This window comes from Kordiimonas laminariae, from assembly GCF_023008165.1.
In the GTDB taxonomy this organism is placed as follows: Bacteria; Pseudomonadota; Alphaproteobacteria; order Sphingomonadales; family Kordiimonadaceae; genus Kordiimonas; species Kordiimonas laminariae.
On record NZ_JAKQZA010000012.1, the window covers coordinates 1 to 21755 of the forward strand.

20 protein-coding genes are annotated in these 21755 nt (G+C 45.6%); 15 read left to right on the top strand and 5 right to left on the bottom strand.

Annotated features, from left to right (window positions below; all coding sequences use genetic code 11):
* Both MF542_RS17005 and MF542_RS17010 read right to left on the bottom strand, forming a co-directional pair.
* A partial coding sequence (locus MF542_RS17005) for a DUF4347 domain-containing protein (RefSeq protein ID WP_247021691.1) occupies positions 1-1949 on the bottom strand: 1949 nt, incomplete at its 3' end.
* A 67-nt stretch (positions 1950-2016) separates the two neighbouring features.
* Positions 2017-2901: a sulfotransferase family protein gene (locus MF542_RS17010; RefSeq protein WP_247021693.1), complete on the bottom strand. Its 885-nt coding sequence runs from the start codon at positions 2899-2901 to the stop codon at positions 2017-2019.
* A gap of 497 nt (positions 2902-3398) precedes the next feature.
* On the opposite strand from MF542_RS17010, the gene MF542_RS17015 reads away from it, so the two are divergent.
* The 4 genes from MF542_RS17015 to MF542_RS17030 all read left to right on the top strand — a co-directional run bounded on the left by MF542_RS17015 (position 3399) and on the right by MF542_RS17030 (position 5618).
* Positions 3399-3929, top strand: a complete 531-nt coding sequence (locus tag MF542_RS17015; RefSeq protein WP_247021695.1) for a phage tail protein — start codon at positions 3399-3401, stop codon at positions 3927-3929.
* A gap of 11 nt (positions 3930-3940) precedes the next feature.
* Positions 3941-4474 carry a phage tail protein gene (locus tag MF542_RS17020; RefSeq protein ID WP_247021697.1) on the top strand — a complete coding sequence of 178 codons (534 nt, stop codon included), beginning with the start codon at positions 3941-3943 and terminating at the stop codon, positions 4472-4474.
* Positions 4475-4485: 11 nt separating this feature from the next.
* Positions 4486-5064, top strand: a complete 579-nt coding sequence (locus MF542_RS17025) for a phage tail protein (protein ID WP_247021699.1) — start codon at positions 4486-4488, stop codon at positions 5062-5064.
* 68 nt (positions 5065-5132) lie between these two features.
* The gene (locus MF542_RS17030; RefSeq protein ID WP_247021701.1) at positions 5133-5618 is read left to right on the top strand and encodes a GNAT family N-acetyltransferase; all 486 of its coding nucleotides are present in this window, start codon (positions 5133-5135) and stop codon (positions 5616-5618) included.
* A 61-nt stretch (positions 5619-5679) separates the two neighbouring features.
* Here MF542_RS17030 and MF542_RS17035 read toward each other — a convergent pair whose 3' ends face one another.
* Entirely contained in the window at positions 5680-6195 is a 516-nt protein-coding gene (locus MF542_RS17035) for a hypothetical protein (RefSeq protein ID WP_247021703.1), read from the bottom strand.
* A gap of 141 nt (positions 6196-6336) precedes the next feature.
* On the bottom strand, positions 6337-6813 hold the full coding sequence (locus MF542_RS17040) for an Lrp/AsnC family transcriptional regulator (protein WP_247021705.1): 477 nt from the start codon (positions 6811-6813) through the stop codon (positions 6337-6339).
* Positions 6814-6956: 143 nt separating this feature from the next.
* On the opposite strand from MF542_RS17040, the gene MF542_RS17045 reads away from it, so the two are divergent.
* A complete protein-coding gene (locus tag MF542_RS17045; RefSeq protein WP_247021707.1) occupies positions 6957-7238 on the top strand; it encodes a hypothetical protein in 282 nt (93 codons plus the stop codon).
* A 4-nt stretch (positions 7239-7242) separates the two neighbouring features.
* Here the strand turns inward: MF542_RS17045 and MF542_RS17050 are convergent, their stop codons facing one another.
* Complete coding sequence (locus MF542_RS17050) at positions 7243-7668, bottom strand: Lrp/AsnC family transcriptional regulator (RefSeq protein ID WP_247021709.1); 426 nt, start codon at positions 7666-7668, stop codon at positions 7243-7245.
* 146 nt (positions 7669-7814) lie between these two features.
* Between MF542_RS17050 and hglS the strand changes: the two genes are divergently transcribed.
* The 10 genes from hglS to arsH all read left to right on the top strand — a co-directional run bounded on the left by hglS (position 7815) and on the right by arsH (position 21722).
* A complete protein-coding gene (hglS, locus tag MF542_RS17055; RefSeq protein ID WP_247021711.1) occupies positions 7815-9215 on the top strand; it encodes a 2-oxoadipate dioxygenase/decarboxylase HglS in 1401 nt (466 codons plus the stop codon).
* Positions 9216-9217: 2 nt separating this feature from the next.
* Positions 9218-10639 carry an FAD-binding oxidoreductase gene (locus tag MF542_RS17060; protein ID WP_343265089.1) on the top strand — a complete coding sequence of 474 codons (1422 nt, stop codon included), beginning with the start codon at positions 9218-9220 and terminating at the stop codon, positions 10637-10639.
* Between the two features lie 217 nt (positions 10640-10856).
* Positions 10857-11948, top strand: a complete 1092-nt coding sequence (locus MF542_RS17065) for a saccharopine dehydrogenase (protein ID WP_247021715.1) — start codon at positions 10857-10859, stop codon at positions 11946-11948.
* Positions 11949-11970: 22 nt separating this feature from the next.
* Positions 11971-13125 carry a saccharopine dehydrogenase family protein gene (locus MF542_RS17070; RefSeq protein WP_247021717.1) on the top strand — a complete coding sequence of 385 codons (1155 nt, stop codon included), beginning with the start codon at positions 11971-11973 and terminating at the stop codon, positions 13123-13125.
* Between the two features lie 32 nt (positions 13126-13157).
* Positions 13158-14669 (top strand): L-piperidine-6-carboxylate dehydrogenase, encoded by a 1512-nt coding sequence (gene amaB / locus MF542_RS17075; protein ID WP_247021719.1) that lies wholly within the window; start codon positions 13158-13160, stop codon positions 14667-14669.
* A gap of 242 nt (positions 14670-14911) precedes the next feature.
* Positions 14912-15820 carry an ABC transporter ATP-binding protein gene (locus MF542_RS17080; RefSeq protein WP_247021721.1) on the top strand — a complete coding sequence of 303 codons (909 nt, stop codon included), beginning with the start codon at positions 14912-14914 and terminating at the stop codon, positions 15818-15820.
* Between the two features lie 24 nt (positions 15821-15844).
* Positions 15845-19438: an ABC transporter permease/M1 family aminopeptidase gene (locus tag MF542_RS17085; protein WP_247021723.1), complete on the top strand. Its 3594-nt coding sequence runs from the start codon at positions 15845-15847 to the stop codon at positions 19436-19438.
* Positions 19439-19560: 122 nt separating this feature from the next.
* Positions 19561-19893 (top strand): ArsR/SmtB family transcription factor, encoded by a 333-nt coding sequence (locus MF542_RS17090; protein ID WP_247021725.1) that lies wholly within the window; start codon positions 19561-19563, stop codon positions 19891-19893.
* Between the two features lie 12 nt (positions 19894-19905).
* On the top strand, positions 19906-20976 hold the full coding sequence (gene arsB / locus MF542_RS17095) for an ACR3 family arsenite efflux transporter (protein WP_281501760.1): 1071 nt from the start codon (positions 19906-19908) through the stop codon (positions 20974-20976).
* A 26-nt stretch (positions 20977-21002) separates the two neighbouring features.
* Entirely contained in the window at positions 21003-21722 is a 720-nt protein-coding gene (gene arsH / locus MF542_RS17100; RefSeq protein ID WP_343265072.1) for an arsenical resistance protein ArsH, read from the top strand.
* Positions 21723-21755 lie beyond the last annotated feature (33 nt).

Consider the following 21755-nt stretch of genomic DNA (forward strand, 5'->3'; position numbering starts at 1 on the left):
GTTCCTGCGGAAGCCGTGAGTGTTACGGTAATGCTGGCGCTGTCTATATCACTTAATACTGTAGTGCCTAGATCGATGTTGCTTTGTGTATCTTCTGTAACGGTGACTGCAGCAGGCAGAGTTGCAACAGCAGGGTCATCATTTACCGCTGTTACATCAGCGTTAACCGTACCGAGCGCTACATCACCGGAACCATTTCCATCGTTTGCTGTGAGGGTGAAAGTGGACGTATCGCCACCATTGTCATTAAGGGCTGGTGTCCACTGAATGTTGGATGCCGTATCCAGATAGGTATCAATATCATCTGGTGCACCAACCAGTGTAATAGTGGTTGAGTTTACAAGTGTTTCTACAACACCGCCGCCAACGCCAGCACCATCACCAGGGGCGCTGAACGTACCTTCGCTGGCTGTGATGGTGACTGTGATGCTAGCACTGTCAACGTCTGTGAAATCCACAGCGGACAGGTTTACATTAGATGCTGTATCTTCAAGGAAGCCAATATCGCTTGGGATACCTATGGCGGTTGGATCATCATTTACTGCACTGATGGTGATATTCACCGTATCTGCAGTGCCATTTTCAGTACCATCATTTGGCGTTACTGTAAGAGTGGCCGTTGTTGTGTCATTGGATGCAGTTGTGAAGGTAATATGTGATGTATCATTCAGATAGGCATTAAGCGCTGCTGCTGATCCCTGAAGGGTCATGGAAGCTGTACCAGAATTTGTAATGGTCACACTGTCGAACGTCCCGTTTCCATCAACTGATGCAAGCGTACCGCGATCAACAGCGAGTGTTATTGTAATCGGGTCATCGCCGTCTGCATCAGAGATGTTATAGGCGGAAAGATCAATCGCTGTTGCTACATCTTCTGTCGCGGTATCATCCGCTGGCGTACCACCTAGTGCCGGAGCGGTGTTAGCTGCACCGATAGCGCTAATGTTTAAGTTGTCAACCGAAAAGTAACCACTGCCATCATTAACAGAAACATACAGTGTGGTTATGTTTGATGAAAAGCCGGATAGATCAACTGTCACGCCCGTAAAATTGGCAATTGCGCTTGTTGTAATAGTGTCGCCAAGATTTGAGGTAATGGTAAAGGTGTCGGATGCTCCAGAAACGTTGAAAACATATATACTTGTTCCAGTGAAGGTGTAACCACCACTAAAACTGAGAGCAGCCTGACTTTCTCCTGCGCTGGTGTATATGCGTCCGACTGAGTAACCTGTACTGAAATCGCTGCCATCAACAACAAGTGTATAACCGCTGTCTGTTACCGTGGCGTTGATGGTGTTTGATCCGCCACCATAGCTACCTGTCACTCCCGCTGTTGAGAAATCGATGGTACCGGGAACCGCAAGTACCGACGAGAAATCTTGCAAGGCATCGCTATCAATAGCGAGCTCCGTTTCTACTTCACCAACTTTGATTTCCAAATCCCAGTCAGCATCATTTGTGGCTGAACCAGTTAAATCATCAGAAGCGGCAATATCTGCGCCTGTTAGTGTTGAAAGTGTGTTGAGAAATGTTGTTCCTTCGCCGCTATCACCAATGCGGCAGCCATAAAGTAGCAGATCTGCATTTTCTCCGAGCGAAGACCGAATGCTTGATAGAAGGTCTGTATGCTCACTAAGTGTTGTTTCATTTATGACGTCATCGCCTAATAAGATTGTTCCAGAACCACCGTGGGAAACAATCTGAAGTGACGTGATATTTTCAAAGGCAGATAAAGCGTCTGCCAGAGCATCTGCACTATCTACCAGAATAGCTTCTGCTTCAGGTGCAATATTTGCTGCGAGGTCTTCCCAACCATCAACCGTGGTATCGATAACCACAACTGTTTTACCCGTATTGTGAATTTCAAGCTCTGTAGTTTCAGAGATGAGTGGGTTCGTAGTTTGATCTAGGCCGTTATTGTTACGGTTGAAAATAGAGGTATCAGGCATCGTGTCCTCGTGGAATTAAATCTATCAACAATTATAAAATGAACTAAAACTCAGATTTGCTAGTGGTTCAGCCAGTATCGACTTGTTGTTTCAAGGGAATGGCGTCATTAGCGTTGGTTTTTGCGCTTATAACATTTGCTGCGCTGCCTGCTGGTTCGCGCCAAAAACTCATGCCTTCATATTTTTTAAAAACATCTGGCGGCAAAATGGTGCGGCGTGGTTTGAATTCAACTTTTGGCTGAACAGTATGTAAGCCTTCCATACCGAGCGCCTGATCGAACTGAGGTGCATCAAATTGTACGTCTTCAAAATTATGACCTTCAAACCATTCTTCACCAACAAAGTTGTAAATGAGCCGTAAAGTTTGTTCCGGCGCTTTGGTCAACAGCTCATAATCTACTACGAGCAAACGTTCGGCTTGTTCTCCGTAATAGGCTTCCTTAAGGGCCGTCCAAGCATGACCAACAAGCCTGTTATGCTGAGATAACGCTTCTGTTCGACTATAGACCGTGGCCCGTTCGGCATCGTTGGCAAACATCTTGGTGTTTTCATAGGGGTTCTTACGGAAAACTCTTTCAAGGCTATCTAGCACCCAAGGCACATCTCGTACGCAGGCTATTACTTTAGCGCGCGGAAATATATCTGCGATCAAGGGCATGCGAGCTGTCCAGGTTCGGTTGGTGTCAAAGAACACTTCTCGGTCAGTGGTAGTTTCGCAGAAAGTTTTGATAACAGATTTTAAAATTGCAGGGCGTTGTTCTTCACCGAGTAGAAGAGAGACTTCTGTGCCAGTGCCCATAAGGGCTAAGTTCGAAGAAATAAGAGGCGCCAATGCGCTCGACATTGAAGCGTGAAAGTTCGGGTTTTGACGTAATAAAGCTGAAAGCAGTGTGGAGCCTGATCTGGGCAATCCTGCAATCAGATGTATCGATTTATCTAAGTGATCCGACACAAATATTCCTATCCATACATCAGCATGTTTATTGATATACCCCGAGGTATATGGGTTTTTCAAAGATAGGGTTTTACAGAGAATAAGGTTGCAAAATAAAATGCAAGTTAAGTAGCGAAGTTAAAATATCTCGCACACTGTGTACTTCTAATCCAAGTTCCCCCATCACATGAACTATTTTCATATTATGCTCAAATGAGCGGTATTGAAAGAGCTAATTAACATTAAACTCAAATTAATGTGAGGCCTCGAGATTATGGGATTTTGTATGGAATTTAATCCTTGATCATGGACGCTGCGGCTGAAATGGAAAAACATTTAGAGGATTTTTTTCTGCCGAAATAATTGCTTGTCGGAATTAATAAAATGCATCATAAAGATGTTTGGTAATCGGTATAATTGTGTATCGAGAGTGTACCACCCTTGTTTCCAGTAGTGCTTCTATATTTTAAAACACGCTGTTTGGCGTGTTGTGAATGCTTTCTTGGAGAATTTTCATGGCAGAACCATTTATCGGGGAAATTCGCCTCTTCCCCTTCAATTTTGCGCCAGAGGATTGGGCGCAATGCGATGGCCAAATATTAGAAATTTCAGATAATACAGCTCTTTACTCGCTAGTTGGTACTAAGTATGGCGGGAATGGCACGACCACGTTTGCCTTGCCGGATTATCGAGGCAGGGTACCGTTTAATTGGGGAAACCCCGGTTGGGCCGCTTTCCCTCACGGTGCAAAAGGAGGTGTGGAAACGCATACTCTTTCACAAGTGCCGGTGCACAACCACGACATGTATGTGCAGAGAAAAGCGGGGGATGAAAATGAACCCGAGGGCAACATGATTGCGTCTGAAATTGAGATAACTGCTTCCGATACAGAAGTTCCCTTTGCAGGTACCTCGGATACCCATATGCACCCGGGTATGGTAGCAAATACAGGCAATATATCTCCTGTTCCGTTCAATAATATTCAACCCGTAACCGCCCTGAATTTCTGCATTGCGCTGAAGGGCATCTATCCACCACGCAGTTAGGGAGAGGTGAAATGGCAGAACCATACCTTGGGGAAATTCGCTTGTTTGGAGGTATCTATGTTCCAAAAAATTGGGCGTTTTGTAACGGGCAGATACTCGCTATTAATGAGTTTGATGCTTTGTTTTCATTACTTGGGACTACATATGGTGGGAATGGTAGAACAACCTTTGCTGTGCCTGATATGCGTGGTCGTGGCCCGATTCATTATGGTCAAGGGCCAGGGTTGGAAAACTATCCACTCGGCCTGAAAAAGGGTGAAGACCGAACTGTTCTTGAAATCAGCAATATGCCTGCCCATAACCATGAAATTGAAGCCGGAAGTCTTCAGATGGGTCAAGGGGGGGCAACGAATGGCTTTTTTGGCCCCGCTTCTGAAATGGACCCAAATTTTCGTGTTTATGAGAATAGCCTGACTAATGTCGCTGAGCTTGATGAGCATACATTAGCACCCTCGGGAGGCTCTAGACCCGTCGAAAACAAAGCGCCTGTTCAGGTGATTAATTATATTATCGCCCTTAAGGGCGCATATCCACCACGCAGTTAGGGAGAGATAATATGGCAGATCCATTCATTGGTGAAATCCGCATGTTTAGTGGAAATTTTGCTCCTCGAGGGTGGTTTTTTTGTGCGGGACAGTATCTGGATATAAGCCAATTTACGACGCTTTTTTCGATAATTGGCACAACTTATGGCGGCAATGGGCGGGTAGATTTTGCACTTCCTGACCTTCGAGGGCGTGTTCCTATCCATTGGGGGAATAGCCAAGGCCCGGGCCTTGATCCTTACTATCTTGGAGAGAGGACAGGTTACCCTGAACGAGCGGTTACGGCCTTAAGTATGCCGAAGCATACTCACTCGGTTTATGCTTCAGTTAATGATGCTGACCAAAAAGCCCCTACAACTGAAAGCTTGCCTGCAAAGGCTTATAGAGGGGTTGGTCCACCTCCGGCACGGGCAAAGGATATGTATGCGGTATATGATGAAAATGCTTTAACGCCTTTAAACCCAGCTGCTGTTAGTGTTGCCAGAGCGCAGAATGGTGTACAAAATACACAGTATTTTGATGCTTATCAACCATTCCAGACATGTAGCTTCATAATCAACTATGACGGCATTTATCCTCCTAGAAGCTAAGTAATCAGATTTTGTGAGTGGCCTGTGGGCCTCTCACTTTTTTGGGTAAGGAAGACATGAGATTTTAGATGTGTTTCAATCTTAGAACAGAAAACTTTCTCAAAGACGAAAGCTTTCTTCTTCAGCTGTTTATAGAGGCTCGCGCCCATATTTTCGGACCAATGCCATTGGCTCCTTCACAGAAGGAAATGCTTATACACCAGCAATTTCATACTCAACGCTTTTCCTATCAGGCAATGTTCACAGAGCCGGCGCCTAAATTCCAGATTTTAGAAAGCGATGGTAAACCAATTGGCCGACTCTATACTCATGAAACCAGTGACCGCGTACATATCATCGATATCGCTATTAGTGAGGGTGAGCGGGGTAAAGGGGTAGGTTCAAGAGTGTTATGTAGATTGTTGAAAAAAGCGCAGAAGCAAAAGAAGATGGTCTCATTGACTGTAGAAAAAGGCCGGCCAGCCATAAGGTTATATAAAAGGCTAGGTTTTGATGTAGCTTCTGAAGAAAATGGCTTACTGCAGATGCAAGTAAGACTGTCTCGCGATGAATAATGTAGAGAAATATTCAAGAAGGGGCCAAAGTAATGTGGAAGGCCTTATAGGGTTGGCTCCTCTAGAGTTTGGTTGGATCATCCATGGGGCGTAGCCATCTACGCATCGTAGGGAAACAGGCAGGGTCGTGTACATCAGGTTGTGTGTGATCTTGTTGCTTGGTCATGTCAAACCATTGGAGTAGAGCTACACCATTCATTCCCCCTGTTTTATAGTGATGACAGAGTGTTTCTGCGCTTCCTTTATACCCCTTTTTATGAAAGACAACTTCAGGAGGAATATCGCATGCCACCGCTGCGGCATATGACCAGGCTTGGCTGGCTATTTCTTCACCCATATCGTCACCAGCATCGGCAAAAGCCTCTGCTCGTCTCGTAGGTGGCATGCAGGCGATATGGCCAGCTTCATGTAGAATGTCCCCGGCATAAAGCAGTTTTCTCTTATCAATGGCTAGTTTGCTGTACTGTATCTGGATGCCGGGTAGGAAGGTATCTTCTGGCAGTGTTTTATGAATTACGGAAATGTCGATTTCTTTTAAAAACGATAGAATTTTTGTAAGATGTTCTTCATCAAACATTATGCTGTACCCGATGAAATGTTGCTTCTTTAAATTCTTAAGTATTAATCAATAAATTTCTTTATGCTCTTATAATTTGTATTTCTTTGTTTGGTATTTTTCAACCGTTTAAAGCCGTTTTTCATTTTTGACGACAGGTAATTATGCTTCAGGCGCAACATAGGTGAGCGGCAGCGCGGTGGACGACATATTGTTGACCAGACAGATGTTTGAGTTGATTTCCCGAACGCCTTTGGCCTTTGAAAGACTCTCCCAAAAGAACTCCTTATAATCAGCCACTGAGGGCACCACGATCTTGAGGAGAAAATCATAATCTCCCATCATGGTATGGCATTCAAGAACCTGAGGGTATTGGTAAGCGTAATCCGCAAAGCTTTCCAGTGAACTGCTGTCATGCTTGTTCATTTTCACATGTGCAAAAACGGTAATCCCAAGCCCGATTTTCTCCTGATCAACGATTGCAACTCTATCGCGGATATACCCCTCATCCACCATATGTTGGATACGCCTGCCACATACGGATTTGGATGATCCTATTTTCTCTGCAAGCGCACTGAGCGAAATCATGCAGTCTTGCTGTAGTTCTTCTAGGATTTTGAAATCTATCGCATTAAGCATAAACGTCCCTATTTCCTATAAATATTGGGAAAGTGTCCTGAAACAATAAAAAATACCACGACATTAGGGAAGTAAAATATGCATTTAGGCGTTATAAAATGGCTATCCAATCCAATTTGAACGCTGAGTTAAGGACACGCACAATGGTTATGGTTAGCAAAGATCGGTTTCGTTATACATTTGTCACTGAAAAGTGTGCGGAAGATCTGAATCTGTTGCTTGATAGCATGCGGACCTCGAACCTGTGGCCTTCTAGTTTGGAGACCAACCAGGATTTCAGCGGGCGTACTAAGGTGGAAATTGAATTAAGTGGTGGGCGCAATTGGCATACCATGTTCATGAAATCCATGTTCAAGCGCCGTACCAGCATTCTTTACTTTGAATGTGATGAAGAGGCGGCTCCGGTTATCAGCCTTGCCGCATAACGCCTCAGGTTTCTTTCTTCGCGGATAGCACCAGCGAGGTCGTAGTTTTATTCACGCCGTTAATGGCGCAGATAAAATCAAGAGTCTGGTCAATTTCTTCCAGTGATGGTGCTTTGATAATAGCGATTAGATCATAACTGCCGCTTACCACATAAAGCTTTTTTATCGCCTGATGGGTTTTCATCAGGCCGATGGCTTGCTGCGCATATTTTTGATCTATTGATAAAAGCACATGGGCGGAAATAAGCTTCTGCGCATAATCAGGGTGGTGCCGTACCGTGAAGCCGGAAATGATTTTCCGGTCCATCAAACGGTTGATCCGGTCTTGTACAGTGGAGCGCGAAAGCCCCAACTTTCTGGCAAGGGATGAGGTGGATTCGCGCCCATCAATTGTCAGTAGTTCCAGCAATTTTTCATCTGTAGTGTCCATGTCGTTAAAATGCCGGGTGTGCCGTTAATATGTCAATCAATAGTTTGTAATTTGTACAATATTCTTATTTCTTCTTATGAAACTGCTCCCTAAATTCCTCGCAAACCCATTAGGGGTGTTTCTATTGTTTAGTTCGAGGTTCCGTCATGAAACAACAAGCCTTTGTTCCTGCTCATGAAATTAGAGCATCTTTCACAGCTGCAATGTCTGAAATGTACCGCACTGAAGTGCCGGCATACGGCACACTTGTCGATTTGGTGGAGGAAATTAACAGGGAAACCCTGAAGGGGAACGCTGGGCTAAAACAGTCCCTCAGGCTGTCTGGTGGTCTTGAACGCCTTCAGGATGAACGCCATGGGGCCATTCGTCTTGGGAAGCCGGAAGAGCTGTCTATGATGCGCCGTGTGTTTGCGATTATGGGGATGTTGCCGGTAAGCTATTATGACCTGAGTGTCGCGGGTATTCCTGTACACTCCACAGCATTTCGTCCAGTTGATAAAATTGAGCTCGAAAAGAATCCTTTCCGTATTTTCACATCACTTTTACGCCTTGATATGATTAAGGATGAAGGCCTTCGCTCCGCTGCCGCGGCTGTTCTTGAAAAACGAGATATTTTTACGGACGGCGCATATGCACTCGTAGAAAAAGCAGAAAATGAAGGGGGGCTATGTGCTGAAGATGCGAAAGCTTTTGTTGCGGAGGTTCTTGAGACATTCCGTTGGCATAGTGAAGCTGCTGTAAGCGAAGAACTTTATGAGCGCCTACATAGTGCACACCGATTAGTTGCAGATGTAGTTTCTTTCAAAGGTCCGCATATTAACCACCTAACTCCTTGTACGCTTGATATCGATAAAGTGCAGGCGGATATGCCGAAAAAGAATATCTCCCCCAAAGCAGTTGTTGAAGGGCCGCCATCGCGCAAATGTCCGATCCTGCTGCGCCAAACATCATTTAAAGCACTGAATGAACAAGTGAATTATCAGGAAGAGGATGGTAGCTTTAAAACAGGTTCCCATACCGCACGGTTCGGTGAAATTGAACAGCGTGGCTGTGCGTTAACACCAGCAGGCCGGGCTTTATATGATGAGCTTCTTCTTAAAGCGCGCGCAGAAATTACACCGGATGCAAGTGGTGAAAATGCTGGCGTATATATAGAAAACCTGGAAAAGACCTTCGCTGATTTCCCTGATACATGGGATGAACTCCGCCGTGAAAAACTCGCATATTTTTTATATAGCCTAACTGCGAAGGCGGAAGGAGTGCAGCTAAACACAGCTGTGCCTCTGGAAGATCTTATTGCTGATGGTCTCGTTGAGTTTGCGCCAGTGATTTATGAAGATTTCCTGCCTGTAAGTGCAGCGGGTATTTTCCAATCTAACCTCGGTGATGAAGCGGCCCAGGACTTTGTCGAAGTACCGAATAAAGCGTTGTTTGAAAATGCGTTAGGCGCGAAGGTCTTGGATGAGTTTGAACTTTATGCGTCAATGGAAGAAACTTCGATTGCAGCTTGTTTTGCTGGACTTGGCTTGAAAGGACGAGCAGCATAATGATGCTGAAAGCAGAGCAAAAAGAAGCGCTGATTGGTATTCTGGGCGATACTGGTTTTGTTGAAAATAGAGCGGATAAGGCTGCCTACGAAAATGGTGCTCGTTATGATAATGGTGCAGCACTTTTTGTTGCTCGCCCACAAAATACAGAACAGGTATCAAAGCTGCTTGCTTACTGTGTGGCGGAAGAAATTTGCCTTGTGCCTCAGTCTGGTAATACTGGGCTGGTTTCTGCCTCAACGCCAGACGGCACAGGCGCACAGGCTGTTTTAAGCTTGGACCGAATGAACCAGATTGCTGATCTGGATGTTTACAATCGCAGTATCCATGTGGGTGCAGGGGTCAAACTTTCAGCCCTTAATGATGTGCTTGAGAAAGACGGAATGTTCTTTCCTATTGATTTGGGCGCTGATCCCTGTATCGGCGGAATGGTTGCGACTAACACCGGCGGTACACGTTTCGTGCGGTATGGTGATATTCGACAGAATTTGCTGGGGCTCAAAATAGTACTCGCAGATGCTGAAGGAACGATACTCGATTTCACAAATCCTATTCGTAAGAATAACACCGGGCCAGACTGGAAGCAGATGTTCGTGGGCACAAGTGGTGTGTTTGGTGTGATAACTGAATGTGTTTTGAATGTTGTTTCAAAACCGAAACAATCCTCATCTGTATTGCTTGTACCGACAGGGTTTGAGGCTGTGAATAGCTTACTTGTGAACATGGAGCGTTTGTTTGGTTCGTCTTTCACCGCCTTTGAAGGTATGTCTAAAAATGCCGTTGAAGCAGCCTTTGATCATGTGCCTTCGCTCTCAAATCCATTCCCCGGCGGAAAGGTTCCCGAATATGTCATCTTGGCAGAAGTCTCTCGTGATTGGGAGCTTATAGAAGGTGAATTACCTCTGGACGACATGTTGGAAAACGCATTAGCCAGTATTTGGGAGAAGGATCACGCGCCTCTCGCAGATGCCTTTATGGGACGCAGTGATAACATGTGGGCTATCCGCCATGCGCTTTCAGAAGGTGTGAAAAATCTAGGGCAACTTATTGCTTTTGATGTTTCTTTCAGGCGCGGTGATGTAATGGCGTTTACGGCTTATATGGCAAAGGCGCTTCCAGAAAAGTTCCCGGATGTGAAAATCTGCGATTTTGGCCATATAGGGGATGGGGGCTTGCACTTCAATTTGGTTGTCCCGAAGGACGATACCTACCTTACGTCTGTGGAGTTTGAACGTGAACTTCGGGATTGGGTTTATAGCATTACGGTTGAGAAGTTTGGTGGTAGTTTCAGCGCAGAGCACGCAGTTGGCCCAAAAAACCAGCGATATTATGATCTCTATACACCGAATTCCGTTAAAAAGCTCGCAGCAGCCTTTAAGGAAAACGCATCTGTGTTGCAACTAGGGAATACTCATTTTTCGTAAGCTAACCATATATTATAGAATGATTTTAAGGCTGCATATTGTGTAGCCTTTTTCATTTTTATCGTAAGGGAAAAGCTATTTAGGCGGAATCAAATTGCCGGAAGAAACTTTAGATAAAAACCGATTTAACGGAAATATCCTTCAATATGCCTATTTAGAGCCGACAATATGCTTCGTACACTTGATTAAAGTATAAAATAATCGAAGTGGGTGGATTATGTCAGAGTTTGAGCTGTGGTTGCGGGAAGAGTTTCGTTCAACTGAGCGCCGGACACCGCTTTTGCCTGAGGGAGCAAAAGAACTGGTTGATGCCGGGGTGAAAGTTGTTGTTGAAGAATCTGAAAAACGGATTTTCTCGAATGAAGCCTATGCTGAAGCAGGCTGCGAGCTTGTTAAAGCTGGCAGCTGGCAGCGCGCACCTCGGTCCGCTACTATTTTGGGCTTGAAGGAGCTTCCAAGCCAGCCTTGTGCGCTTAGAAATACCCATGTGTATTTTGCACACGCCTTCAAAGAACAGGCTGGCTGGCAGGATTTGCTAACACGTTTTGAAGTAGGCGGTGGAAACCTTCTTGATATCGAATATATGGTAGATGCAAATGCCCGCCGTGTTGTGGCATTTGGTTATTGGGCTGGCTACATGGGCGCTGCTCTTGCCTTGATGCAGTGGTATGACCGAAAAGCCAGGCGTTCTTCTACGATTGCTAAAGAGCTTCAGCCGTTTAATTGTGCTGATACACTTGATGGAATCATCCGTAATCTGAAAACAGAAGGTGAAGCACCAAAAGCGCTTGTTATTGGCGCAGCTGGCCGTAGCGGTAAAGGTGCTGCTGAAATCTTAGAGCGTCACGGTATTGCAGTTACAAAATGGGGCCGTAAGGAAACTGCTGATCTGGATCGCTCAGTCCTTCTTGAGCATGATATATTAGTGAACTGTTCTTTTGTGGCGGATATGATCCCACCATTTCTGCGTAAAGAAGATCTTGTTGAGGGTATGAAGCTTCAGGTTATTTCGGATGTATCATGTGATCCGTTTAGCGAATTTAATCCACTACCGCTTTATGAAGCGCCAACCCCTTGGGATGTCCCGTTTGTAACTGTAGAAAACGGTTCTGCGTCTCTTGACCTGATTGCTATTGATAATTTGCCGTCGCTTCTCCCGAAAGAAGCAAGTGATGAGTTTGCAGGCCTTCTCCTTCCTTATTTGAAGACACTTGGTAAGCCGGAAGCTGATCCTGTTTGGGCTGCTTCGAAAGCTTCATTTGATGCAGCGTGTGAACAGATGCATGCTGCAATCAAGATTGCGTCTTAAATCGGGCTAAGGAGTTTTGAGTATGACAAAAGCTGTACACTGGATTGGCGCTGGTCTTGCGTCTGCACCTGGTATTGTGTCTTTGGCTGGAAAGCTGGAGAAACTTACCGTTTGGGATATGGATACCACGCGGGCTGAACACCTGAAGGCTAGTGTTACTGGGGGTGAATTATCTGTCGCCAAACTTGATCTTAATGATGATGCATCAGTTTTGAATTTCACCAATCACCTCCATAAAGGCGATGTGGTGGTTTCCATGTTGCCAGCGTTCCTGCATGTAAGAGTGGCTGAGATCGCGCTGGCAAAAGAAGCGAACCTTGTTACATCCAGCTATCTTTCAAGTGAGATGGTACTTCTGGAAGAAAAGGCAAAAAAAGCTGGCGTTGCACTTGTGAACGAAGCTGGGCTTGATCCTGGAATTGATCATCTTTTTGCGCATGTTCTTGTGGATGCAGCGAAGGAAGCAGATGTACTTGGCCGCGGTCATCATGTGGAATTTGTTTCTCATTGTGGCGGTATTCCAGCGGAAGCGACAGAATTTACTTATAAGTTTTCATGGACGCCACTTGGTGTTCTGACTGCACTTAAGAATTCCGCCCGCTACATCTATGAAGGAAAAACCAAAGATATTTCCCGTGCTTGGGAAGCGGTGAGTGAGCTTGATATCTTGGGTGAAGTATTTGAGGTTTATCCAAACCGCAACAGCATGCCTTACATCAAGGAATATGGCCTTGATAAAGAACCGGGGCTTCATACCTTTGTGCGAGGCACTCTGCGGATGGGTGGTTGGAAAAAAGCCTGGGCTGATATTTTCACGCAAGTGGAACACGCTTCTGAGGAAGATCTTAAAGCGCTTTCAGAAAAACTATGGAATGAGCACACATATTCTGATGGTGAAGAAGATCGGGTCGTGCTTTATGTTGGCCTGAAAGTGAAAGATGAAACAGGCAGTGAGTGGCAAGCTTCGCTCGCACTTGATGAAGTGGGTAGTGGGTTAAATACCGCGATGGCACGTACAGTTTCACTCACTGTAGCTGAGGCGGTGAAAGCCGTATTAAGAGATGAATTTGAACCGGGTGTACATGCCGCGACAGAGAATGTAGCGCATGCAAAACTTTGGTTAGAGGGACTGGCTGAGAGCGGTATTAAAACCATCGCTCAGGGCATTGAAATTTAAGAAGAATAAACACTTAATTTAAGGGAAAGATGATGAACATCGAACAGATTTATGCTGATCTGGGCCTTACGGACGCAGACCTGAAAACAGGTAGTTTGAAAGTTGAAAGCCCAATCGATGGTGCTGAAATCGCAAGTGTGAAAACACACACAGAAGCTGAAGCAGATGCGATTATCGCGAAATCAAAAGCTGCGTTCAAAGAATGGCGCAATGTACCGGGCCCACGCCGCGGTGAACTTGTTCGCCTGCTTGGTGAAATTCTTCGTGAGAAGAAAGAAGCACTTGGTGCGCTCGTAAGCCTTGAATGTGGTAAAATTTACCAAGAAGGACTTGGTGAAGTTCAGGAAATGATTGATATCTGTGACTTTGCAGTTGGCCTTAGCCGCCAGCTTTATGGTCTTACAATCGCATCTGAACGCCCAGGTCACAAGATGCGTGAATATTGGCAGCCAATTGGTCCTGTTGGTATCATCAGTGCGTTCAACTTCCCTGTAGCTGTTTGGGCGTGGAATGCTGCCCTTGCACTTGTATGTGGTGATAGCACAATCTGGAAACCGTCTGAGAAAACACCAGTAACAGCTATCGCATGTCAAAAACTGTTTGATGAAGCTGTGAAGCGTTTTGGCGATGATGCGCCTGAAGGCCTTTCTCAGGTTCTTGTTGGTGAGCGAGAAATTGGTGAAGTGCTTGTAAATGATAAGCGCGTACCTGTTATCTCTGCGACAGGTAGCTGTGCGATGGGTCGTATCGTTGGCCCTAAAGTGGCTGCACGTTTTGGCCGCAGCATTCTTGAGCTTGGTGGTAACAATGCAATTATCGTGGCACCGTCAGCTGACCTGAACCTTGCTTATCAAGGCATTCTGTTTGGAGCAGTTGGTACATGCGGCCAGCGCTGTACATCAACACGCCGTATCTTCGTGCATGAAGATGTGTATGACGAACTGGTGCCACGCCTGAAGAAAGGCTACGAAGGCCTGTCTATTGGTAGCCCGCTTGATGATAAAACACTGGTTGGCCCGCTGATTGATGAACAGTCATTTAACGCTTTTGAAGCAGCGCTTGAGCTTGCCCAGAAAAATGGTGGTGAGATCACTGGCGGTGGCCGTGCGCTCGCAAGCGAATACCCGAATGCATACTATGTAAATCCAGCCATTGTTGAGATGACAGGTAACGTAGATAACGTGCAGGAAGAAACATTTGCACCAATCCTTTATGTGTTCAAATACACGGATCTTGAAGAAGCAATTGCACGCCAGAATGATGTGCCGCAGGGCCTTTCTTCAGCGATCTTTACACGTGATATTCTTGAAGCAGAAATCTTCACATCTGAAAGCGGTAGTGATTGCGGTATCGCTAACGTAAACATCGGTACATCCGGTGCTGAAATCGGCGGTGCATTCGGCGGTGAAAAAGAGACTGGCGGCGGCCGTGAAAGTGGTTCCGATGCTTGGAAAGCGTACATGCGCCGTATGACAAGCACACTCAATTACTCAAAAGAATTGCCTCTTGCGCAGGGCATCACATTTGGTGGTGATGACGAATAGTCGCCACCTGAATTAAAGATTCTGCCACTTAAGGCCACTTTCCGATCCACTCTCCGGGAAGTGGCCTTTTTTTGTGAATTGACAAATTATTATTGTTTTACGATAAGGTATTTTAATTGCAACTTTGGTTGTAAGGTTTTTGAAAAACAATAGACTGCTATAGCAGTAGGATGGCCAAGAATAAGTAAAGAGTATGCTGGAAAACCAGCCGCGGCCCGGGCACAGTACAGAGAGGATACAAAATGCTGTCGATTAAAAATTTGAGCCACACCTATCCAAATGGTGTGAAGGCTCTTAATAACTTGAATCTGGAAGTTCCTAAGGGAATGTTTGGTCTGTTGGGGCCAAATGGCGCTGGTAAATCTAGCTTAATGCGCACAATTTCCACCCTTCAGCAGCCAACAGAAGGCAGCATTACATTTGGTGGTGTGGATGTGCTCAAAGAACCTGATGCACTTCGCCGTGTTCTTGGTTATCTGCCGCAAGATTTTGGTGTGTATCCACGTACATCTGCTTATGACATGCTTGATCATATGGCGGTGCTTAAGGGTATCACGAATAAAAAAGAACGTAAGGAAGTGGTGGAAGGTCTATTGAACCAGACTAACCTTTTTGCGGCTCGTAAGAAAAACCTCAGCACTTATTCAGGTGGTATGCGCCAGCGCTTTGGTATTGCTCAGGCGCTGATCGGTGATCCTCAATTGATTATTGTGGATGAGCCAACAGCAGGCCTTGATCCTGAAGAACGTAACCGTTTCCACAACCTTCTTGCAGAAATTGGTGAAAATGTTGTGGTTATTCTTTCCACACATATTGTGGAAGATGTTGCTGATCTTTGCCCGAATATGGTGATTATCAACAGCGGTACGATTGTAGCGGGCGGTAAGCCAGGTGACTTGATCGCAGGCCTTAATGGCAAAATCTGGAAGAAAGCAATCAAGCGCACTGAAGTGGATGCCTTTAAAAAAAGCCATGCAGTTATCTCAAGCCGCCTTGTGGCTGGTGATACGGTTATCCGTGTACTTTCTGAAGGTGAACCAACTGGTGGGTTTGACCAAGTTGAGGCCGACCTTGAGGATGTTTACTTCTCCAAGCTTTATGAAAGCCGTAACGGTAATGCTGGTGCCACACCAGCATCTGCTGCAGCATAAATTGAGCATTTAGGGAGAGTTTCCATGTTGTTGCGAATAGCAGCGAATGAATTTCGCTATATGTTCAAATCACCTCAGACGATTGTGACCTTTGCAATCTTCTTCCTGTTGCCGTTTATGGCGATGGTATTTAGCGATAATGTTCAGATTGGTGCCGGTGGTAATGTAAAGGTGAATTCACCTTTCGCTATCGCCCAGATCAATTTGATCCTGAACTTGTTTTCAGTATTTGTAGCCCCTGCCTTTATGGCAAATGCCGTATTGAAAGACAGTGAAAACAAGATGGACGGCATTTTGTTTTCTACGCCGATTACCAAAGAAGCTTATCTCTTTGGCCGTTTTATCGGTGCGTTTCTTGCGATGTTTGTGGCTATGTCTGGCACACCTATCGGTATGGCGATTGGTAGTGCGTGGCCAACACTTGATCCAGAAACAGTATTACCATTCAGCTTCGGGAATTATGCATATACGTTTTTTGCGTTAACGGGCCCTACTCTTCTTGTGATGGGATCACTGTTTTTCGCTATTGCGGTAATGACGCGTAGTTTGATGGGAACGTACCTGATCGCGATGGGTGTGTTGATCCTCTATTTCATTAGCGCAAGATTTTTCCGTGAGCCTGAGATGCGGGAAATTATGGCGATTGTTGATCCGTTCCTGATCCGAGGTATGCAAGAGGTAACGCGTTACTGGACAGCGGTTGAGCGTAATACCTTGCTGTTAACATATGAAGGTTTGATCCTTACGAACCGTTTAATTTGGTTTGCCGTAAGTGGTGGTCTTGTTGCACTTGCTTATGGCACGTTCAGCTTCCGCAAGCCTGCAAAACTGCCTAAAGAAAAGAAGGCTAAAAAGCAGGATCAGCCGAAGGTTGCTACAGCGCCTAGGCTGACACCTGCATGGACAAGGTCTACCTATTTCTCGCAGTTTATGATGCGGACCAAGTTTGAAGTTGGGTCAGTGGTAAAAAGCTTACCGTTTATGATTATCATTGGCTTTAGCTTATTCATGATGATCTCAGCACTCATTAACAGAAATGTTGGGTATGGTCTCGATGCGCTGCCGGTAACACGGTTGATGATTAATGCCGTACAAGGTGGTTTGGGCGTTGGTTTAATCATTGTATTGATCTTCTATAGCGCAGATATCATCTGGCGTGAACGTCATTCCGGCGTGCATGAAATCGTTGATGCATCACCAATTCCGAGCAATATTTTCGTTGCCAGTAAGCTGGTGTCCCTTGCTGTGGTGTTGGCGATTATCCTATCAGTTGGGGTTGTTCTTGCGATTGGAGTACAGATTCTTTCTGGTTACGGTGAGATTGACCTGAGCCTTTACATGCAACGCGGTATTTACCGAGCTCTTCTTGGGTTTGTTTTGATTGCTGTTCTATCATCATTCTTGCAGGTAATCGCGAAAAACCGTTTTGTTGGTATGATGCTGATGATGCTCTATTTCATCAGTACACTTATCCTGTCCAGCATGGGTTTCGAACATCCACTTTACCTGTTCGGTTCAGGCATAACTGCACCAATGTCGGATATGAATGGTAATGGTCGCTTCCTGAGCGGTGATAACTGGATCAATCTGTATTGGTCGTTCTTCTCGGTTATTCTGATCATGCTTAGTTATATGCTTTGGAACCGGGGTACATTGCAGCCGATCAAACTACGCCTTCGTGCACTTCGCGGTTTCAAAAAACCTGTGCCAGCGGTTGTGGCAATCTTGGCTCTTATCGGTTTTGCGGCATCGGGTAATTATATTTACTATAATACCAATGTTCTTAATGATTACCTGACTGGTGATGATATTGAAGAGCTACGCGCAGCATATGAGGAAAAGTACCGTCAGTATGAAGATCTTCCAATGCCGCGTATTGTCGATGTGAAAATCGATGTGGATCTTTACCCGTACAAGCGCCGGGTGGAAACACGTGGTAAGCAGGTTCTGAAGAACAAAACTGGTGAAGTTATCAACACAGTTCATATGGTGTTCCCGAACGGCTTGGATGAAATTCCGATGGTAGAGCTTGAAGGTGGTTCTATTGAAAGCATCGACGAAGATTATGGTTATTATATCTTCAAGATGGATGAACCTATCCAGCCGGGTGAAGAGCGGAAGCTTGCTTTCGAAACCATCATCCAGCAGCGTGGATTCCGCCATTCAGGTGCGGATGTAACGTTGGTTCGTAATGGTACTTTCATCAACAATGGTAACATTACACCAACAATTGGCTTCAGCCGTGGTTTGATGATTCAAGACCGTAATACCCGCCGCAAGCGGGGGCTTGAACCATTACCGCGTACGCCAAAGCTTGAAGATGAAAGCCAGTATAGCACTAACTATATCTCCAGCGATTCTGATTTTGTGACATTTGAAACAACTGTTTCAACGGTTGCTGACCAGATCGCTGTGGCACCTGGTTATCTTCAAAAGGAGTGGGCAGAAGGTGATCGCCGTTATTTCCACTATACGATGGATGCGCCGATCCTGAATTTCTACAGCTATCTCTCAGCTGATTATACAGTTGTAAGGGATGAAGTAGACGGTGTTGATATCGAAGTGTATCACCATGCACCTCACACCTATAATGTGAACCGCATGATTGAAAGTGTGAAAGATAGCATTCGCTATTTCAGTAAAGCTTTCAGCCCGTATCAGCATAAGCAGCTTCGTATTCTGGAATTCCCGGCATACCGCTCATTTGCTCAGGCATTCCCGAATACAGTACCGTATTCAGAAGGTATCGGCTTTATTGCTGATTTGTCTGACCCGAATGCGATTGATCTTGCGTATTATGTGACAGCACACGAAGTGGCACACCAGTGGTGGGCGCATCAGGTGATGTCTGCCAATACACAGGGTGGTACGGTACTTGTGGAAACACTGGCGCAGTATGGTGCAATGTTGGTGATGGAACAGAAATATGGTCCTCACCAGATGCGTAAATTCCTGAAGTATGAGCTTGATCGTTATCTTCGTGGTCGTTCCAGCGATCCTGAAGGTGAATTGCCGCTATACCGTGTTGAAAACCAGCAGTATATCCATTACCGCAAGGGTTCAGTGGTTATGTATGCTCTTAAGGATTATCTCGGTGAAGAGGTGGTAAACCGTGCACTATCACGTTTGATCGAAGAGCGTGGTTTCAGCGGTGAGCCTTATGCGACAACGCTTGATCTGCTCCGTATTCTCAAGGAAGAAGCAGGGCCAGAACATGAGCAGCTGATTGAAGATCTGTTTGAGAGAATTACTCTCTTTGATTTGAAGGCTGATGGTGTGACGGTTACTCCGATGGAAGACGGTAAGTATAAGGTTGTTATGACTGTTGATGCAGCGAAATTTGAAGCTGATAATGTAGGTAACGAAACAGACCTTACACTGAACGATCTTGTTGATATTGGTGTCTTCACTGCACGCCCTGATGATGAAGGTTTTGGTGCTGAAAATGTGCTTTACCTTCAGAAGCAACGTATTACCGCAGACACCAAGACCATTGAAATTATCGTGGACGGTAAACCAGCATTTGTGGGCATTGACCCATACAATAAACTGGTGGACCGTAACTCAAACGATAACATCAAGGAAGTTGTGGAAGAGCAGTTGGTGGATGCAGGTTAGTATCCTTTCTATATGCTAGAAAAAGAACCCTCGGCCAGAAATGGCCGGGGGTTTTGTATTTTATGGCTGTGCTACAGTTATTTTGAACTTGCATAAATTAATATATCCAATATTCTGGATATATGGATAAAAGTGATTCTTTAAAAGCGTTAAATGCTCTGTCTAACGAGACACGGCTTGATGTATTCCGCCTTCTGGTAAAGGCGGGTGAAGCTGGTATGCCAGCTGGTGCAATTTCGGAAGAGCTAGGTATTGTACAAAACACAATGTCTTCCGGTCTTTCTATTCTCGTCGCAGCAGGGCTTATCCGTGGTGATCGGGAAGGGCGGTCTATCCGTTATTACGCGGAGATGGACGGCATGCGCGGCTTACTCGCGTTTTTGATGGCAGACTGTTGTGGCGGCAATCCAGAAACCTGTGCGCCGCTTCTTAGTGAATTAACCCCCAAGTGTTGATCGGATTTACTCATGGCAACTGATACTGTTATGCCAACTGAAGCGCCTGCTGGCGGCATTGGTTTCTTTGAAAAGTGGCTTTCTCTGTGGGTGGCGATTTGTATTGCTGCGGGCATTGGGTTGGGTAGCTTTTTCCCAGACGTTTTTGAAGTTCTTGCAAGCCTTGAATATGCCTCAGTGAACCTTGTGGTAGCTGTACTTATCTGGGCAATGGTTTATCCGATGATGGTGAATGTGGATTTCGCCAGCCTACGGTATATTGGAGATCGTCCTAAAGGCCTTGTGGTTACTATTCTTGTAAACTGGCTAGTGAAGCCCTTCAGCATGGCAGCCCTTGGTGTGTTGTTCTTTGAAGGCGTGTTCGCGGATATGATCAGCCCCTCGGACGCGCAGGAATATATCGCTGGTCTCATTCTTCTGGGTGCTGCGCCTTGTACGGCGATGGTGTTTGTCTGGAGTCAGATGACAAAAGGGGATGCGACATACACCTTGGTGCAGGTTTCTGTAAATGATGTGATTATGATCTTCGCCTTCGCCCCGATCGTGGCATTCTTGCTGGGCGTGACAGATATCACTGTGCCGTGGGATACGCTTCTGATCTCTGTGGTGCTTTATGTGATTATTCCGCTTGCGGCAGGCGCTCTTACCCGGAAGATGTTGATCAAAGAGGATGGTAATACGTCTGCCGTTGATAAATTCACAGGTTCAGTGAAGCCTTTCTCAATCATCGGCTTATTAGGTACCGTCGTATTGCTCTTTGGTTTTCAGGGGCAGGTTATTTTAGAAAGACCCGTTCTGATAGCCATTATTGCTGTTCCGCTTCTTATACAGTCCTACGGCATTTTTATTATTGCATACGGTGCAGCTTGGTTGTGGCGCATTCCGTTTAATGTTGCGGCACCTTGTGCACTTATCGGTACATCCAACTTTTTTGAACTTGCTGTTGCGGTGGCTATCAGCCTCTTCGGACTTCATTCTGGTGCGGCGCTCGCAACCGTGGTCGGTGTGCTTGTGGAAGTGCCGGTAATGCTGTCGCTTGTTGCACTTGCAAACGCAACACGTGGTTATTTTGCGGCTGAATAATCTGCGTTTTGGTTAGGAGTTTGATCATGTCTGAAGTTGATATGCCGAATATTCACGAAGATAGTTGGAAGGCTATTGATGAAACGGCATTGTTTACTCCTGATCAGGTAGGGCATAAGCCTAGAATTCTGCTGCTTTATGGATCGCTTAGAAAGCGTTCGTTTAGCCGGTTGGTGACAGAAGAAGCTGCTCGCATTCTAGAGCGTTTCGGGGCTGAGGTAAAAACCTTCAATCCAAGTGGGCTACCACTTCCTGATGATGATGTGGATGAAAGCCACGAAAAGGTTCAGGAACTGCGCGATTTGGTGCAGTGGAGTGAAGGCATGGTGTGGTGTTCACCAGAGCGCCACGGCAGCATGACAGGGATTATGAAGTCTCAAATTGATTGGATACCGCTTTCTCTTGGTGCTGTAAGACCAACACAGGGTAAAACATTAGCTGTTATGCAGGTGTGCGGTGGTTCACAGTCCTTCAATGCTGTGAACCAGCTCCGCATCCTTGGGCGCTGGATGCGCATGATTACTATTCCGAACCAATCTTCTGTAGCGAAAGCTTTTCTTGAGTTTGATGATAACGATCGCATGAAACCTTCTGGTTATTACGACCGTATTGTGGATGTGATGGAAGAACTGGTTAAATTCACGCTGCTGACACGTGGCCGTTCTGATTATCTGGTGGATAGATACAGTGAGCGTAAAGAAAGCGCTGAAGAGCTAATGGCTAGAGTGAATCAGCGTAAATTGTAGGCATTTTGCAATCTAAGCCATGTAAACGATCCT

Bases quoted from the DNA above. Each gene is read 5' to 3' on its own strand.
- amaB (WP_247021719.1), top strand. From the start codon at position 13,158: ATGAACATCGAACAGATTTATGCTGATCTGGGCCTTACGGACGCAGAC.
- MF542_RS17020 (WP_247021697.1), top strand. From the start codon at position 3,941: ATGGCAGAACCATACCTTGGGGAAATTCGCTTGTTTGGAGGTATCTAT.
- MF542_RS17090 (WP_247021725.1), top strand. From the start codon at position 19,561: ATGGATAAAAGTGATTCTTTAAAAGCGTTAAATGCTCTGTCTAACGAG.
- MF542_RS17035 (WP_247021703.1), bottom strand. From the start codon at position 6,195: ATGTTTGATGAAGAACATCTTACAAAAATTCTATCGTTTTTAAAAGAA.
- MF542_RS17030 (WP_247021701.1), top strand. From the start codon at position 5,133: ATGTGTTTCAATCTTAGAACAGAAAACTTTCTCAAAGACGAAAGCTTT.
- MF542_RS17025 (WP_247021699.1), top strand. From the start codon at position 4,486: ATGGCAGATCCATTCATTGGTGAAATCCGCATGTTTAGTGGAAATTTT.
- MF542_RS17065 (WP_247021715.1), top strand. From the start codon at position 10,857: ATGTCAGAGTTTGAGCTGTGGTTGCGGGAAGAGTTTCGTTCAACTGAG.
- MF542_RS17015 (WP_247021695.1), top strand. From the start codon at position 3,399: ATGGCAGAACCATTTATCGGGGAAATTCGCCTCTTCCCCTTCAATTTT.
- MF542_RS17040 (WP_247021705.1), bottom strand. From the start codon at position 6,813: ATGCTTAATGCGATAGATTTCAAAATCCTAGAAGAACTACAGCAAGAC.
- MF542_RS17080 (WP_247021721.1), top strand. From the start codon at position 14,912: ATGCTGTCGATTAAAAATTTGAGCCACACCTATCCAAATGGTGTGAAG.
- MF542_RS17050 (WP_247021709.1), bottom strand. From the start codon at position 7,668: ATGGACACTACAGATGAAAAATTGCTGGAACTACTGACAATTGATGGG.
- MF542_RS17045 (WP_247021707.1), top strand. From the start codon at position 6,957: ATGGTTATGGTTAGCAAAGATCGGTTTCGTTATACATTTGTCACTGAA.
- arsB (WP_281501760.1), top strand. From the start codon at position 19,906: ATGGCAACTGATACTGTTATGCCAACTGAAGCGCCTGCTGGCGGCATT.
- arsH (WP_343265072.1), top strand. From the start codon at position 21,003: ATGTCTGAAGTTGATATGCCGAATATTCACGAAGATAGTTGGAAGGCT.
- hglS (WP_247021711.1), top strand. From the start codon at position 7,815: ATGAAACAACAAGCCTTTGTTCCTGCTCATGAAATTAGAGCATCTTTC.
- MF542_RS17060 (WP_343265089.1), top strand. From the start codon at position 9,218: ATGCTGAAAGCAGAGCAAAAAGAAGCGCTGATTGGTATTCTGGGCGAT.
- MF542_RS17085 (WP_247021723.1), top strand. From the start codon at position 15,845: ATGTTGTTGCGAATAGCAGCGAATGAATTTCGCTATATGTTCAAATCA.
- MF542_RS17070 (WP_247021717.1), top strand. From the start codon at position 11,971: ATGACAAAAGCTGTACACTGGATTGGCGCTGGTCTTGCGTCTGCACCT.